The sequence below is a fragment of the Fodinicola feengrottensis genome, assembly GCF_039530045.1.
Lineage (GTDB): Bacteria > Actinomycetota > Actinomycetes > Mycobacteriales > HKI-0501 > Fodinicola > Fodinicola feengrottensis.
In genome coordinates this window covers 178529-195526 of record NZ_BAAANY010000013.1, presented here as the reverse complement: position 1 = coordinate 195526, position 16998 = coordinate 178529, and the positions used below count along the sequence as shown (strand labels likewise).

The following is a 16998-nucleotide window of genomic DNA, read 5'->3' as shown; positions in this document are numbered from 1 at the left end:
CCATGTTCTGTTTGACAGTGCTGGTCATGAGGTTAAGCAGTGGCAAGGGAACGACGAATCATCGGCGGCGGCCTACCATTCGCTCGGCAATGGTGATTACACGCTGACCGATCCGGACGGGACTGTTACCGAGCGGACGACTGACGGTCATTTGGTTCAGCAGACGTCGCATGGTCAGGTCACGAATTTTCAGTATCGCGGTGACGGTTATGTGGCGACCACCGGCGACGACCACGTCTTATACGACAACAATGGCAACGAGATCAAGCAGTGGCAGGGCAGTGACGAGTCGAAGGCTGCGCTTTACCACTCCACCGGCAAAGGCCAATACACGCTGACCGATCCCGACGGCACGGTCACCGAGTATGCGGACAACCACGCGATCCGGATGACCACGGCCAAAGGTCAGGTGACGACGTACCAGTATCGCGGCGACGGCTACGTCACGACCACCGGGGACGACCATGTCCTGTACGACAACAATGGCAACGAGATCAAGCAGTGGCAGGGTGGCGACGAGTCGAAGGCGGCGCTCTATCACTCGACCGGCAAGGGCCAGTACACGCTGACTGATCCCGACGGCACGGTTACCGAGTACGTCGACAACCGCGCGATTCGAACAACCGGGCCGAATGGCGTCACGACGTACGAGTACCGCGGCGACGGTTATGTCGCGACCACCGGCATTGACCACGTGCTGTACGACAACAACGGCAACGAGATCAAGGAATGGAAAGGCAATAACGAGTCGTCGGCGGCGTTGTACAAGTCGCTCGGCAACGGCCACTACACATTGACCGATCCGGACAAGACGGTCACCGAATACAACGAGAACAACAAACCGGTGCGGGTCGACAAACCCGGGCAGCCGACTCAGACCATTCAGTGGCTGCCCAATGGCGACTCCATCGTCACGCAAGGCGACCAGCATTTCAAGTACGACGGCAAAGGCGCGTTGCTGGAAAGCTGGACCGGGAACAACGAGTCCGTCGCGGACCATTACACGTACAATGACAATGGTGACCTCGTCGTCACCGGTTCCGATGGCAGCACGACGACGTACGGCCCGGATGGCAGGCCGATAACGACCGTCCTGAATGACAAGGACAAGACCCACATCGACTGGGCGACCGACCTGCCCAAACTGAACGCGGCGGTCGGCGCGGTGCAGAAGGAACGCGATGGCATGGAGTTGGCGATCCAGTACGTGACCGGGATCTTCCGCTCCGTCGAGGACTCCTGGAAAAGCCCCGCGGGCGATTCGTTCGTGGCGTTGTCCACGGATTTTTTCAAGGCCACCGGAAGTCTGTTGGGCATGCTCGACGAGGCGGTCGTGCGGATGCGCTCCTCTTATCAGAACTATGTCGAGTCGGAGGCGAAGAACGCCTCGTTCTTCGCCCAGATCAATGCCGAGGGACAGAAGGCGCACGGACATCTTGGAGGTGCTGGGTGAAGCCGCCTGACAACTACGACGACGTCGCGAAGAAAATCGACGTGGATCCTGGCCAGATCGAACTGAACGCCGTGGGCATCGACGGTGCGACCACCGTTCTCATCGAACACCTCAACGCCATTGAGCAGACGTGGCAAAGCCTGAAAGTCGGGTGGGCGGGACAGACCAAGGCCGAGGTGGACAGCTTCAACGCCGACTGGTCCAACGCCTACACCGCGATGTTTGGTGAGATGTTCGACAAAAACTACGATGGCAAGTCCGTCCCGCCAGAGGGTCATTCCGCGCTCGGCAAGGTCCGCAGGGTCATTCTCGCGGCCGCGTCGAACTACGCGAATGCGGAGGAGAGCGTGTCCGCGGAATTCCTCCGGTGGGGAAGCGTGCTGTCCGGCGGAGACAAAACCGCGGCGGCCGACGGCTGGAAGCCGCCGGCCAAGCTGCCGACCGATATTCCCGGCGATTCCACGCCCAAGCCGGAGGCCTCGCCGCCGGGCAAGGCGCCCAGCCCCGACCTGAGCCGCGACGACAAGGATCCGCCGGTCACCGAGAGCAACAAATAAAACTGGAGAAGCTTCGCCCGGAAAGTGAACCGGCGCCGCGTTCGGTCCGTCATGGAGGTGTCAGCGGATGAGGCGCCAGTCGGCGCCGATCAGGTAGGGCGAATGGTGACCAGCGTCGAGACACGGCAGGACAGCGGCATCGGGGCGCCGAGCGAGCAGCGGCAGGAGTTCCTGAAGGCCTTTCGGGAGCAGGGCTGGGCTCGGCCCGGCGTCGAGCGCCCCACTGCCCGTACGCACGTGACGCTGATCGTCGCGACCGTGGCCACCCTGTTCGCACTGCTGGCCGGCGTCGCGATGCAGCTGATAAAACCGGTGCCCCTGAAGGACAAGACGCCGGCCGCGGCAGCGAGTCCGGCGGCCGTCGGGACGTACGCGGCGAGCACTGGCTGGGACTGCACGGTCGCCACCGACCGTGGGTTCACCGTCGACGGCCGGCAGTCGACGTGGGTCACCATTGGCCAGGGCGGGTGGGCGCAGGACGGCTGTCACGGTGACTTCGAGGCGGTCCCGTTCGCTGGTACGGGCGCGGCGAAGACACCGACTTTCCAATGGTGGTTCCGTCCACCGGACGCGATGAAACGCTGCCAGGTGCTGGTTTTCACGCCGGTGCCGGACACCTCGGTCTATCAGCCCGTCCACGCGGCCACCTACTCGGTGCTCGACGGATCCGGCGGCGCCGAGATCGCCAGGTTCACCGTCGACCAGACCACCGCGGCCGGGACCTGGACGCCGCACGGCACCTATCCGGTTGGCAGCGGGGGCGTCACTGTCCAGCTGTCCGCGGCCGGCCTGTCGCCGTCGGCGCGGGCCGGGATCGCGGTCGCGCAGGTGACGGTCCGGTGTACGGCGGCATGAGCGGCATGACAGCTCCAAGGGCAGTTCGGATGGCAGTTCGAAGGAGGGCAACCAGATGACCCGGCTCGCATTCCACCGACCGCCCCGGTTCGCGCCGCCGGAGCCGTCGAACGAGCCGGTCACGCTGCCGTTGCCGCCGGAGGCCGGGAAAGGCCGCAACGCCGGCGGCTGGCTGGCGATGATCCTGCCGGTGCTCAGCTCGGTCGGCATGGCCGGCTACATGGTCACCTTCGGCCGCCCGGTCATCATCGCGTTCGGCCTGCTCTTCGTCGTCGTCTCGGTCGGAGTCACGATCGCCATGCGGTCGCAGATGCGCAGTAGCAACCGCCGGGACGCGAGGCGCCAGCGAGCCCGCTACCGGGCACATCTTGAGCAGGCCCGCGGTACGGCCCGGGCCAACGCCGCCGCCCAGCGCGCGGCCAACGCGGTCAATCACCCGAGTCCGGTGAGGCTGTGGGCGATCAGCACGTCCCGTGAGCGGATCTGGGAGCGCCGGCGGCGGGACTCGGACTTCATGCGCGTACGCATCGGCCTCGGCCGCGCGACCCTGACCACGCCGGTAAGGCTGGCGCAGCAGCTCGACCCGCTCGGTGAGTACGACTGGGAGTCGCTGGCCGGCGCCCGGCGGCTGATGTCCCGGCTGGGCGCGGTGCAAGGCCAGCCGGCGGTCGTCGACCTCGGCGCGGCCGGCGTGGTGAGCCTGCTCGGTGCGCCGGAGCGGACCGCCGGCCTCGCCCGGGCGCTGCTGTGTCAGCTCGCTGTGCTGCACGCGCCGGACGACCTGATGATCGCCGTCGAGATGTCCGACGGCGGCGACTGGGAATGGGCGAAATGGCTGCCGCACACGATCGAACCGGACGCGGCCGGCGAGTCGGGCGTGCTTCCGCTGGTACGGGTCGACACCGCTGACCTCGCGGGCTTCCTGGAACGTGAGGTGCACGCGAGACAGGAGCAGCTGTCGTTGCAGCGGACACAGATCACCTTCGAGCGTGACCAGGCGCCGCGGCCGCGGCATCTGGTGGTGCTGTTCACCGGCTTCCAGCCGGTGTCCGAGTGGGGCCGGTCGCAGCTGTTCCGCAGCCTGCTGCAGACGGCCGGGCCGACGTACGGGCTGACCGCGATCTTCCTGGCGAGCCGCGAAGCGGACGAGCCGAGCCGGGTCGACCTGCGGATCCGGCTGGGCGAGGACGGCCGGGCCGCGCTGGAAGGCCGTACGGAGCTGGTCTCGGCCGCCGTGGACGGTTGCGTTGCCGACACCATGGAGCCGCAGGTGGCGGACCTGATCGCCCGCCAGCTCGCACCGCTTCGGCTGATCGACGAGAGCGATCAGATGCTGACCAAGGACGTGTCACTGACGGACATGCTGTTCGAAGGCGACCCGCTCGCGATCGATCCCGCGACGCTCTGGGTACGCCCCGACAGCAGCCGGCTGCTGCGAGTGCCGATCGGAACGGACAGCGACGGCGGGACGGTCCTGCTCGACCTCAAGGAGGCGGCTCAGGGCGGGTCCGGACCGCATGGCCTGATCGTCGGCGCGACCGGCTCCGGCAAGAGCGAGTTGCTGCGGACGCTGGTGACTGGTCTCTCGCTCACCCATTCGCCGGAGACGCTGAGCTTCGTGCTGATCGACTTCAAGGGCGGCGCCGCGTTCGCGCCGCTGGCCGGGCTGCCGCACGTCGCCGGGCTGATCACCAACCTGGTCGATGACCAGGCGATGATCAGCCGGGTGCACGCCGCCCTGCTCGGCGAGCAGCAGCGGCGCCAGCAGATGCTGCGCGACGCCGGCGACGTGGACTCGATCCGTGAATACCAGACCCGGCGCGCGGCCGGCGCGACCAAGCCGGACGGTACGCAGCTGGAGCCGATGCCGTATTTGATGATCATCGTCGACGAGTTCAGCGAGCTGCTGTCCGGCCGCCCGGAGCTGGTCGACCTGTTCGTCCAGATCGGTCGGGTCGGGCGCAGCCTCGGCATGCATCTGCTGATGGCGACGCAGCGGCTGGAGGAAGGCCGGCTGCGCGGGCTGGACTCGCACCTGTCGTACCGGATCTGCCTGCGGACGTTCTCGGCGAGCGAGAGCCGCGCGGTGATTGGTACGACCGACGCCTACCAGTTGCCGTCGATCCCGGGCTCGGCCTACCTCAAGGTTGGCGAGTCGGTGTACCTGCGGCTGCGGGTGGCGCACGTGTCGGCGGCGTACTTGACCAGCGCGCAGCGGACCGAGGCGGCTGGTCCGATCCGCACGCTGGTGCCGTTCGAGGTCGGGCCGCTGCCGGACAGCGCGGTAGGGCCCGCCGAGGCGGAGCCAGCCGAGCAGGAGACGACCGAGCGGAGCGGCCCGACCGAGCTGCAGGTCCTGGTCCAGCAGATGAAGCCGCTGGCCGCGCCGGCGCACCAGGTCTGGCTGCCGCCGCTGCCACCGGTCGTCCCGCTCGACCTGCTGCTGGGTGCGCCCGGCGTACGCCCCGCCCGCGGGATGTGCGCGCCGGAATGGGCCGGCGGCGACCTGATGGTGCCAGTGGGCGTGCTGGACCGGCCGCTGCAGCAGGACCAGCAGCTGCTGATGGTGAATTTCGGCGGTACGCAAAGCAATCTCGCGCTGGTCGGCGCACCACAGACCGGCCGAAGCACGCTGCTGCGCACCATGATGCTGTCCGCGATGCTCACGCACACTCCGGACGAGATGCAGTTCTACTGCCTCGACTTCGGTGGCGGCACGCTCTACCCGTACGCGGACGTGCCCCACGTGGGCAACGTGGCCGGCCGCAGTGACGACGAGCTGGTCCGGCGCACGCTGAGCGAGATCCATTCGCTGATCGGCGAGCGGGAGCGGCTGTTCCGGTCGATGGGGGTGGACTCGGTCGCCGAGTTCCGGGCCCGGCGGGCCGCTGGCCGGCTGCCGGCGGGCACTCGTACGGCCGACGTGTTCCTGCTCATCGACAACTGGGGCGCGTTGCGTGGCACGGTGGAGGAGGCCGACGCGCTGGTGACCGAGATCGCCGCCCGCGGCCTCGGCGTCGGCGTCCACCTGGTGCTGACCGCCAGCCGGTGGATGGAGATCCGGCCGGCGCTGCGGGACTCGATTGGTACCCGCATCGAGCTGCGGCTGAATGACCCGACCGACTCCGAGATCAACCGCAGGCTGGCCACCGCCATCCCGGCCGGCACCCCCGGTCGCGGTCTGGCCGCACCGGGCCTGTACTTCCATCTCGCGCTGCCGCGGATGGACGGCGCCGAGTCGACCGAAGGTCTGCGCGAAGCCCAACTGGAGATCCTCGACCAGATCGGCCAGGCCTGGCGGGGTGCCGCCGCGCCGCCGATTCGGCTGCTGCCGGCCCGGATCGACCTGCCCGACGTGCTGGCGCTGCCGGCCCGATCGACCAACGCCGGCGCATCCGTCGGCGTACCAACGGGCATCCCTATTGGCATTGCGCAGCGTGACCTCGGCCAGGTCGAGGTGGACCTCGCGACCGACGAGTCGCATCTGCTGGTCTTCGGTGACAGCGGTTCGGGCAAGACCTCGTTCCTGCGTACGTGGATCTCGGCGATGGTCAGCCGCCGGTCGGGCTGGGAGGTCCGGTTCGTGGTCGCCGACTATCGCCGCAGCCTGCTCGGGCAGGTGCCGGACGAGCATCTCGGCGCGTACGCGGCGGACTCCGAGGCGCTCAAGGTCTACGTCGAGCAGGTCAGCGCGAAGCTGCGCGAGCGGCTGCCGCCGTCCACCATCACGCCCCGCGAGCTCGCCGCCCGGACCTGGTGGGAGGGCCCGGACATCTACCTGGTCGTCGACGACTACGACCTGGTCGGCGGCGGACCGCAGAGTCCGCTGCGGCCGTTCGTGGAGTTCCTGCCGCATGCCCGGGACATCGGCTTCCACATCGTGCTCGCCCGCCGGGTCGCCGGCTCGTCCCGCACGCTGATGACCGACCTGCTGGTGGCCCGGATGCAGGAGATGGGCAGTGCCGGCCTGGTGTTGAGCGGCGACCGGCGCGAAGGCGTGCTGGTCGGCGACCAGCGGGCGGCCGTACGACCGCCGGGTCGCGGCGTGCTGGTCACCCGGCGGGCGCCCACCGAGCTCATCCAGGTGGCGTTCACCGAGGACCTGATGACCAGCGGAGCCGCACGGTGACTCCCACGGCACGTACCAACCAGAAGAAGGAGCGAGCATGACCCAGTTCAACGTCACGCCGGAGTACGTGACGACCGCCGCCGCGGACTGTGACACGACTGCCCAGGACGTACAGACCCAGCTCGGCCTCTTGCGGACCTACGTCGAAGGTCTTGGCGCGACCTGGCTGGGTGTCAGCGCGGTGCAGTTCGCCGAGATGATGACCAACTTCCAGGTCTACTCGATCGCGCTGCACGACGCGCTGGTCGACATCGGCCAGGGCCTGCGCGGCAACTACGTCAACTACGTCAACAGCGAGGCGGACAACCTTCACAACCTCGTCGCCATCGACGGAAACATCGTCTCGACGCCGAACGGCGCGGCGAACCAGCCGACCGCGTACGTGCCGCCCGCCAACCTGTGATCCGCGCGAACCCGTACGGGAGGAACCACCATGCCTGACATCGAATCGAGCAACCTGCAGGTGCCGGCCGAGCTCGCCGAGGCCGGCACCCACATCCGTACCATCTCCGGCAACCTGGCCAGCGAGCTGGACACCCTGCACAAGAAGCTGGCGCCGCTCGCGGAGAGCTGGAAAGGCGACGCCTACCAGTACTTCACCGGCCTGCAGCAGGAGTGGAACCTCGCCTCGCTCGGCCTGTGGGGCGACGGTACGCAGGGCAACACGGGGCTGCTGCCGTTCATCGCGCACGCGCTGGACGTGTCGTACGAGAACTACACGAACGCCGAGCATTCCAACGCGCAGACCTGGCGGCGCTGACCCGTGTTGGACAGGCGCAGCAGAATCACCGTGATCGGCGACGAGAAGCGCGTCGACCTCGCGCTTCCCAGCCAGACGCCGATCGGGGAGTACGTGGCCGACCTCGCCGGCCTCTGCGGCCAGCGCGGTGGCGCGGTCATGCCGCCGGCCTGGTCGCTCGCGCCGGCCGGCGGCGAGCCGTGGTCGATCGAGCTGTCGCTCGCCGAGGCGGGAGTCGCCGACGGGCAGGTGCTCTACCTGCGCGACAGCGCCCAGGACCCGGGCATGACACCGGTCGTCGAGGACATCGAGGAACTGGTCGCGCAGGAGTCGAAGGAGCGCCGTACGACCACCGGCCACCGAGGGGTGTTGGTCGTCTGGCTGGGCGCGGCCTGGATCACCCTCGCGGCCGCGGTCCTGGGTTTGCGACCGCCAGGTGGTGGCCTCGTCGCCGCCATCGGGCTCGTCCTGGTCGCCATCGTGATGCTCTCGCTCGCGTGGGCGCTGAACCAGCGGCGGACGCGGCTGCCGGCCACCGCCTGCCTCGCGATCTCGCTGTGCGCGGTGCCGTGTCTCGCGGCGGCCGGCGGAGTGGTCGGCACGATGTTCGGCACCGCCCCGGGTGGACAGCTTTTCTGGTGTGGTGTCGTGGTCGGCGCGAATGTCGGGATGGCGATGGCCCTCGGGGCCACCCCGGGACCGGCCGTGCTCGCCGCCGAGGTGCCGTTCGCGGTGGCCGGCGCCGTCGCGGTGGTGCTGGCGGTCCTTGGCGCCAACGGTACGCAGACCGCGGCCGCTGCCGCGGTGGCCGCGTTGGCGATGGTGGCGGCGGCGCGACCGCTCGCCGGCCTGGTCGCCGCCTGGAGCGCGCGGATGCCGAAGGACGCCGCCGGCGTGGCTCCGGCGACCACCCAGCTGATGCGGCACGCCGAGCAGCTTTTGACGCTGATCCTGGTGTTCCCCGCGGTGGCGTTGGTCGCCGCGCTGCCGGCGCTCGCGCTGTCCGGGAACCCGTGGGCGCTGGGCCTGGCCGCGGCCGGCGGCCTCGCTCTGGTCGCCCGGGCCCGCCAGGTCGGGTTCGCGAGCGAGGTGGTGCCGGTGGGTGCGGCCGGCGCGGTCGGCCTGTTCGCCGTGGTGGGCACCAGCGCGTACCGGTATCTCAACATGGACGCGGCAGTCTGGACGTTGGTCCTGGTCGGCGGCCTGGTGGTCGGTGCCGGCGTGACGGTCGCGGTGCTCTACCGCCCGCCGCGCGAGGACGAGCAGGCCTCCTTCGGGCAGGTGCTCGACACCCGCGACCGCGGCCGGTTCGTGGAGGTCATCGGGATGGTCTGCCTGATCGTCTCGGCGGCGCTCGCGATGGGGGTCTTCGGCGTGTTCGACGACATGGTCGCGATGGGTCGAGGCATCGTCGGATGACTACCGCCGGGGCGTTGCCCGCAGCCTTCGCCCCGGCCCGACCACTAGCCGTCGGCGAGCTTGGACAGATCGGCGGCGAGCGGGCGGACCATCTGCTCCGCGACACCGCGGACGTTCTCCAGCGCGTTCTGCATCGCCTGCGCGATCTGGCGCTCCAGCCGCCGCAGGTTGTCCAGGTCCACCGCGTTCGGCGCGATCCGCACCGAGCGGATCTCGCCGGCCGGCGTCATCGTCACCTGCACGGCGCCGCCTTCGCACACGCCGACGATCTCGCGCTGGGCCATCCGCTCGCCGGCCGCCCGTACCTGGGCGGTGATCTCCTGCGCCTGCCGGAGGAAGTCGGTCAGTTCGTCATCGGTCGCCATCGTGTTCTCCCGTTCGCTGTCTCGTACCACCTCGCAGACGGTCGCCGAGGCGTGGTGGTTCACCGGGGACATCTGAAAGTCCTCCGGACGGGGTGCCAGCGGCGTCCTCCGTTTTGGGTTCTGTGGCAGCACAAGTCATCGCTGCGATGGTGGCTTTGCGGTGCGTCTGTTCGGCGTACGGGGAGCAAGCGAGCGGAAGGCGGCCGGTGAGCGACGACTATCCGGATCCCGGGAAGCTGGACGATCTCGCGAGGCAGTGGGACGCGATGGCGGGCGACCTGGAGACGCTCGCCCGCGCCGTCGAGGAGTCGCTGAAAGGCCGGGACTGGAGCGGGCAGGCCTACCGGTACGCGGCCGAGGTCAGCGTCTTGGTCGGCCAGCAGGTCTTCCTGGCGGCGAACCATTCCCGGGATGTCGCAGACCAAATCCGGGCCTATGCCGAGCAGGTCCGCAAGATCATTGCCCAGGCGCTCAAGAACATGATCATCAACCTGGTCACGTCCATCCTGGGTTTCGCCCTGATGTTCGTTCCGCTGGACGGCATCATGACGGCGTTGACCAACCTGATCGCCTCGCTGCTGACCAAGATCATCCCCAAGATCTCCGAGCTGGTGGCGCCGTTCCTCAGCGGCGTCACCGTCGGTGTGGTCACTGGTGCCGGGGTCTGGGCGCTCGGTGAGGGCATCGGCGCCGGCGCCACCGGTCAGCCGTTCACCGTCAACCCGGTGGACCTCGCTCTCGCGCTCGGCCTTGGTGTTCTTCCTGCTCTGCTGCACGGTGCCAGTGGCCTGGTGGGTCGCCCCTTCAAGCCGGGCGGTGGCGGTCCCAACCCCGACGCGGCGCAGGGCCACGCCGGCGCACCACGTCCTGGCGGCGGTGCAAAACCCACCGGCGGAAAGGACGGGCAGTCGTCCAACGGCCCAGCGGGCGAACACGCAGGCGTCACCGGCGTGAAGTCCGCGCCGCCGGCCGAGCACGGCAGTGCGAACCCAGGCAGCGTCGTCAAATACACCGGGACCACGAACCACGGCCCCTCGGGTCCGGCGTCCGGGCGACCGGGATCTGTCCAGCCGAAGGCACCGGCCACGGACAAGGGCAACGAGCAGGGCAACGGCGTACGAGCGACGCCTGGCGGCGGCCGCGGGCCGGCCAACCAGATCCCCAACCCACGGAACGAACAACCGCAGACCGGCGGAAGGGGAGCGACTGGGGGTGGCCGCAGGCCCGGCCAGGTGAACCCGAACCGGCTGGATCCCAACCGCGACCTGGCCGGTCCGTCGGTGCCCAAAGGCGGCCGTGCCACCTCCGGGCATCTGGACGAATCAGCGGTGGGCGATGCCGGGAAAGGCAAGCTCTCGGCGCACGGCGATGCGCCGGAGGCGTCTGCGCGGGCGAACCCGAACCGCGCCGGCGAGGGTAGTCAGAAGGTCGGACAGGACCTTGGCGCTTCGAGCAAGGCCGGCACTCCCGTACCGATGCGACCCCAGCCTGACGGGCACGCCCAGCAGCAGCAGTCCCCGCCACGAACGCAACCACACGGCACCGACCTGGACCAGGCCAACCTAGGCGGCAACCCGCCGCGGGGCACCGGGACTGCCAGCCACGGCTCGACGCCGCCGTCGAACCGCGCTGGTGCCAACGACGACGGGAACCTGGCGCGTCCGAAGACCTCTGGACTCGATGCACCTCAGCCGGGGATGAAGCAATCCGGTGGCAACGAAACGCTCCAGCCGAAGGGGCAGCCGGGTGGCAACGAGACTGTGGTTTCGCCGAAGGGCCAGGGCACACTGCCACGAAACGAGAACATGCTTCCGCCGGCGAAAAAGGCGCCGGCCGGCCCGCATGGTCCCGACGATGCTGCCGCGTCCTCGGCCGCACCTCCTCGCCGCGCCTCACTGGATACGGCTCCTGCCAACAAAGCCGCGGCTGATCCGCACGGCCAGCCGCCCGGCGCCAAGCCCGGCGCAGACGTACGCGATGCGCCGGAGGCCAACGCGGCCCAGCCGCCGGTGCATGAAGGCAAACCCGCTGGCAGTGCTGGGCAGCGGCCAGACCGGTCTGATGTTCAGCAGAAGGTCGCCCAGGGGTTGGATCGGCGGATTCCGCCTCGTCCGAGTGGGGCAGGTGAGCGTGCCGCCGCCGGCGGCGACGCTGGTGAGTCGGCGACTGTCCAGCACGGGACCGGGCACGAGCCGACGCCACCACCGCGTGCGACTGGACCGGATCCGTTGGAGACGGGCCGAAAGCCACGCACGATGGCCGCGATCGAGGGGCATTTCGGTCGGGCGGACGGGCCGCGGGATGGCGTCTTCCAGTACGACGCCAAGACCGGCACGTTCGTACGACAGGACCCCGCCGAGGCGGCCTCCAAGCTGCCGAAGTCTTGGGAGCGCGGTAGTTGGCGCTTGGATGGCAAGCCAGTGCACGAGTCTGGTCCGGTCAGGGCCGAGAGGTCCGAGAGCGGTCAATCGAACTGGGTGGGTGATGGTCGTCGTTTGGACGGCAAACCCGCGGAGTCACCTGAGCCGGTGACGGCTGGAGGGGCGAAGGCTGAGCCGGCCGGTGGGTCGTCGGGTAAGTCGAACTGGGTTGGTGATGGTCATCGTCTGGATGGCAAGCCGGCGGAGTCGCCCGCGCCGGTTAAGGCCCAGGGGTCCGAGAGCGGTCAATCGAACTGGGTTGGTGGTGGTCATCGTCTGGACGGCAAGCCGGTGCAGGCGTCTCCGTCCGCCAAGTCCAAGCCTTCGGCGGGCGATGGGGAAAACCACTCCGCGTCGTCGGCAGGCGAGCGCGGTACGGCCAAGGGGCCGGGCCGGGCCGGCGATGGCGAGCCCGGTGCCGGGTCCAAGGTCCTGGTGGAGGTACGGCGCCCGGACGGATCGTCGACCTGGTTCGAGGTGACCCGGGAGCCCGGCAACCCAGGCGCAGGCGGCACGCACCAGAGCCCGGGCGGCACTACGGGCGCCGCGCGCGGCGATTCCGGTGGGGCAGCCCTGAAGTTCAAGCGTCCGGATGGCAGTTGGGGGACGGTCGAGGGCGAGCCGGGCGCGGCTGGGTCGGGTTTGAAGTTCAAGCGTCCGGACGGCAGTTGGGGGACGGCCGAGGGTGAGCCTGGTGCGGCTGGGTCGGGCCTGAGGTTCAAGCGTCCCGACGGGAGTTGGGGCACGGTCGAAGGTGAGCCGGGCGCGGCTGGGTCGGGTTTGAAGTTCAAGCGTCCGGACGGCAGCTGGGGCACGGTCGACGGTGAAGCTGGTGCGGGTGGGTCGGGCCTGAAGTTCAAGCGCCCCGACGGCACCTGGGGCACGGTCGAGGGCGAGGGTCGTTCAGGCGGCGCATCTGTACGCGATGGCGACCGCGGCACGGCGACGAAGAACGGCGGCAGCAGTACGCAGACCGTGACCGACCAGCGGTCCGGGAAGGGTGCCGCTGCCAAGACAACACCCCAGGTCAAGATCCGCGAGATCCCACCAAGCGAGGTGTCCGCGGCTCTGAAGAACGTCGCCGAGGTGCGGGCGACCGCCAAGGCCGAGGTGGCTACGCGTACGGACACGGCAACCGCCACGCGTACGGACACGGCGACCGCTACGCGGACCGGGACCGGCACTCGTACCGGAACGTCGACCGCGGCCGACGGCAAAAGTGCGCCGACGCCGGCACGTCTGGACGGTTCGGCCAAGGCAGACGTTGGCCAGACAGTGGACCAGACAACGAGCCAGCAGCCGGCGGGCGGTAGCACCGTTGGCGCCACCTCAGCCGGCACGAAGAGCACTGCCGGGTCGACTGCCGCGCGACCTCCCGCCGCGCGAGAGACGCCTTCGGCGCCCGCCGTACGAGCCGCTCCGCCACAACCGCCTCGGCAGCCCGTACGAAGTGGCCCCCATGAGCGTGCGGCGGAAGCGTTGAAGGTGGCGCATGCGAAGCAGGATGCGGCGGAGGTGGTGGCTAAGGCGGCTGCGAAGGCTGAGGTGAGGGCTAAGCAGGAGGCCGCCGACAAGGAGTGGGCTGAGTCTGGTCGGGCTCGGCAGCCCGTACGAAGTGGCCCCCATGAGCGTGCGGCGGAAGCGTTGAAGGTGGCGCATGCGAAGCAGGATGCGGCGGAGGTGGCGGCTAAGGCGGCTGCGAAGGCCGAGGTGAGGGCGAAGCAGGAGGTCGCCGACAAGGAGTGGGCGGAGTCCGGCCGGCGCCGGGTCCCGGTGTCTGGTGATCCGCGTGAGCGTGCGGCAGAGGTGTTGAAGCTGGCGCACGCGAAGGAGGATGCGGCGGAGGTGGCGGCTAAGGCGGCTGCGAAGGCTGAGGTCAAGGCGAAGCAGGAGGCCGCGGACAAGGAGTGGGTGGAGTCTGGTCGGCGCCGGGTCCCGGTGTCTGGTGGTCCACGGGAGCGTGCGGCGGAAGCGTTGAAGGTGGCGCACGCGAAGCAGGATGCGGCGGAGGTGGCGGCTAAGGCAGCTGCGAAGGCCGAGGTGAGGGCTAAGCAGGAGGCCGCCGACAAAGAGTGGGTCGAGTCCGGCCGGCGCCGGGTCCCGGGGCCTGATCCGCGGCAGCATTCCGCTGACCAGACCTGGGCGGCTCACCTCAAGGCGGCCCGAGAAGAAGCCGAGGCTCAGCGGCGGCTGAACGAACAGTACGCGGCGAACGCGGCCAAGAACGATGCGAATTGGGCAAAGCGGGATGCGGAACGAGCCGCCCGCGACCGGGTTCCGGCGGAGTCGCTGCCTGCCGGAGTCAAGGTCCGCGACGGCGGCGACACGCTCGTGCTCTACCGCGGCAAGGAGCCGGTGGCGTTCGTGCCGAGAGGCCAGTCGCCGAGCAACGGAGTCCTGGTTTTCGTGGACCCGTCGATGGCTCAGCCAGGGACGGACTGGCTCGCGCAGGTCCAGCAGGCGTTGCACGCCATTCCGGTGCATCGCCGGCAAAATGTGATCGTCCAGTTCCTCGGAAAACATCCGCCGATCACTCCCGCACGCGCGCAGGAGATCGCGAACCAGGTCTTCGCCGACCTGCCCGAGCAGACCCGGTCGGCGCGGCTGATCTTCGCGACGCCGGCGTTGACCGGGCGGCCGGGGCGTACGGAGCTGCTGGTGCCGATCAAGCTCGGCCTGACGGCGACCTTGCCGGAATGGGCCGATGCGTACGCGATCCATCCGACCACCCGGCCGGTGCCGTCACAGGACCCCAAGCCAGCGTCGATGCGTGCCGCCGACTCGGCGGAAGCCGAGTACTTCGGCTCGATGCCGCAGGAGCTGTCGACGCACATCGACGGCAAGGTCATCCTGCTCTTTCGTGGCCCGCGCCCCACCCAGCCGGTCAAACCGCGTACCAGCCTGACGATCGTCGTCGACGAGTCGGTGGTGAAGCCGGAGCTGGTGGCGGCGGCGATCAGCCAGCTACGGCCGGAAGCGCAGCTGGGGCTAAGAGTCGAGGTCGGCGGCGACATGCAGCCCGTCACCCCGGCGCGTGCGAACGAGATCGCGGACCAGTTGCTCGCCGACACCGACGCCGCCGTGCTCTTCCCCCGGACCGTGCTGAAGGCGCCGCCGCCGTTGGACGCATCCCATGTCCCGGTCGACACCGCCGGCAATCCGACGTTTGCCCCCATCGCGAGCGGCTTCCTGTTCGCTCGCACCGATCATCCGGCGCCGGCCGCCGCCCCGTACGGCCTGAAGAACGGTCCGGAGCCGGGTACGTTCTCCTCGCCGAACGGCTTGCGATGGCGCGCGACCGGCGACGGCGAGATCTCGGTCGGCCGGACATTGGCGCCGAGCGGGCCCGCGATGGACCGGCCCGGCACGATCGTCGTCGGCAAGCCCGGTAACGTGTTGTCCGCCGCGGAACGGGACGAGATCACCCGCGTCGAGAAGCTGATTCGCGCGACCGGCCACCCGGTCCGCATGCTCCAGGTCGGACGTGTCACGACCGCCCAGGAGCAGGCGGAGCTCAAGCTGCTCCAGGACGCTTTGCCGGGATATACGGTGGTCCCGGCGTCGGCCGGCTTCGCGATAGCGCCGGCGGGCGCCGTCGCGGATCCTGGGGTGGCCGGGCGGCTGGCGCCGAACATGCGGGTGCTGTTCGTCAATCCCGCCGGCGCCAACCTGGACCAGGTCACGTCGCAGGTGGTGGCCGCGATCGCGGCTTTGCCAGCGAACATGCGGAAACAAATCGCGATCCAGCCAGTTTCCGGGTTGGTCGGGCCCTGGCGGGCAATCCAGTCCGTCGCCGACCGGCTGGGCGGCACGCCGATCATCATGCCGCGTGGTCAGGCGGCTGGCTTGCCACCCGCGGACGCGAACGTGGTTCCCATGGTGTGGACCAAGGACGGCCCCATCCGTACGGTGACGCCGGCCGCCGACCACTTCCGGGTGTACGCGCGCGGAACCACCCCGCTCGAGCCGCTGCCGGCCGGTCTCGTGGAAAACCTGCCTGGCTCGTACGGGATCGACTTGCCTGGCCTGGAAAACGTGAGTCTCGACGCCACCAAGGACGTGCTGCGGATCTACCCGCGCGGCACCGAGCCGCTGGTGCCGATCGGTCCGAAGCCGCCGGGGTTGGTGTCCGTCGAGATCACCGGCCCGGTCGATCTGGCGCAGCTGTACGACCTGCTCGAAAACCTCAGCGCGGGCCAGCTGCTCGACGTCACGCTCGACGGCCACTGGGGTGGCCTGAACGCGCAGGAGAACGCCGCGATCAAGCGGAGCCTGCCGGCCGGATACACCGCGCACCGGGTGCCGGCGGGTCACGTCATCTCGCGGGACACCGACCAGTTGCCGGACGCGATCGGCGACGTGTTGGGTCTCTCGCCGCGGCCGCGGGCCACGCTCATCGCGCTGGCTCCTGGCGTACCAGTTGGCCTGATCCTGGCTTCGTTGCCGTCGTCGATTCGCGATCGGGCCGTCATCCACCGCGCGGGCGAGCCTTCGCTGCCGGTCGCGTGGGCACCGGCGTACCTGCGGAAACAGCAGTCCAAAGAGCCATCCCGAGCGCCGGTGGACGCGCCGCGGCGGACGGCCGTCAAGCTGGCCGTCATCCGGGCGGCAGTCGCGCAGATGCGTTCCGAACCGCTGGTCACGTCGATGCCGACCGTCGCGCCGGCGGCGGCCGCGCGGGCGGTCCAGCTCGCGAACCTCGGGCATCACGCGGCCGCCGCCGACCAGCTCGCCACGGCCTACCTGGAGGCCGCCGACGTCAGTCAGCACGAGATGTTGCGGGAGCTCGGAGTCGCCGCGCCGCCGCCGGTACGCCTCGGTGGCGGCGACGGGGCGAGCCCGCGGCACCACGCCAACACCGCGGTCATGGCGGCCGTCCGGCTGACGTTCGCCGGTGAGCTGGGGCAGGCCCGCCTGGAAATCCAGCGGAACCGGAGCGTGCTCACCGGCCGGGAACAGTCCGACTGGCTGCTCTGGCTCCGGGAACTCGCGACCGCGCGGCCCGACCGTAGCCAGGACGTCGGCGAACTGGTGAAGGAATTGATGACGTGCTAGTCCAGA

General features: G+C 69.5%; 9 protein-coding genes. 8 read left to right on the top strand and 1 reads right to left on the bottom strand.

The features are described 5' to 3' along the window. The 7 genes from ABD301_RS19425 to ABD301_RS19395 all read left to right on the top strand — a co-directional run. A partial coding sequence (locus ABD301_RS19425) for a WXG100 family type VII secretion target (RefSeq protein WP_344311650.1) occupies nt 1-1453 on the top strand: 1453 nt, incomplete at its 5' end. Next, the gene (locus tag ABD301_RS19420) at nt 1450-2010 is read left to right on the top strand and encodes a WXG100 family type VII secretion target (protein ID WP_163573531.1); all 561 of its coding nucleotides are present in this window, start codon (nt 1450-1452) and stop codon (nt 2008-2010) included. The genes ABD301_RS19425 and ABD301_RS19420, both read left to right, overlap by 4 nt. 57 nt (nt 2011-2067) lie before the next feature. Further along, nucleotides 2068-2865 (top strand): hypothetical protein, encoded by a 798-nt coding sequence (locus ABD301_RS19415; protein WP_163573530.1) that lies wholly within the window; start codon nt 2068-2070, stop codon nt 2863-2865. A gap of 55 nt (nt 2866-2920) precedes the next feature. Then, entirely contained in the window at nt 2921-6994 is a 4074-nt protein-coding gene (eccCb, locus tag ABD301_RS19410; protein WP_344311649.1) for a type VII secretion protein EccCb, read from the top strand. A gap of 37 nt (nt 6995-7031) precedes the next feature. Then, nucleotides 7032-7397 (top strand): WXG100 family type VII secretion target, encoded by a 366-nt coding sequence (locus ABD301_RS19405; RefSeq protein WP_163571674.1) that lies wholly within the window; start codon nt 7032-7034, stop codon nt 7395-7397. Between the two features lie 30 nt (nt 7398-7427). Continuing rightward, complete coding sequence (locus ABD301_RS19400; protein ID WP_344311647.1) at nt 7428-7754, top strand: WXG100 family type VII secretion target; 327 nt, start codon at nt 7428-7430, stop codon at nt 7752-7754. A gap of 30 nt (nt 7755-7784) precedes the next feature. Next, complete coding sequence (locus tag ABD301_RS19395; protein ID WP_344311646.1) at nt 7785-9152, top strand: EsaB/YukD family protein; 1368 nt, start codon at nt 7785-7787, stop codon at nt 9150-9152. A gap of 44 nt (nt 9153-9196) precedes the next feature. Here the strand turns inward: ABD301_RS19395 and ABD301_RS19390 are convergent, their stop codons facing one another. Continuing rightward, the gene (locus tag ABD301_RS19390; RefSeq protein WP_163571677.1) at nt 9197-9589 is read right to left on the bottom strand and encodes a YbaB/EbfC family nucleoid-associated protein; all 393 of its coding nucleotides are present in this window, start codon (nt 9587-9589) and stop codon (nt 9197-9199) included. 134 nt (nt 9590-9723) lie between these two features. Here ABD301_RS19390 and ABD301_RS19385 point away from each other — a divergent pair, with 134 nt between their 5' ends. After that, nucleotides 9724-16992, top strand: coding sequence for a hypothetical protein (locus tag ABD301_RS19385; RefSeq protein ID WP_344311644.1), 7269 nt, complete (start codon nt 9724-9726; stop codon nt 16990-16992). The last annotated feature ends 6 nt before the right edge of the window (nt 16993-16998 follow it).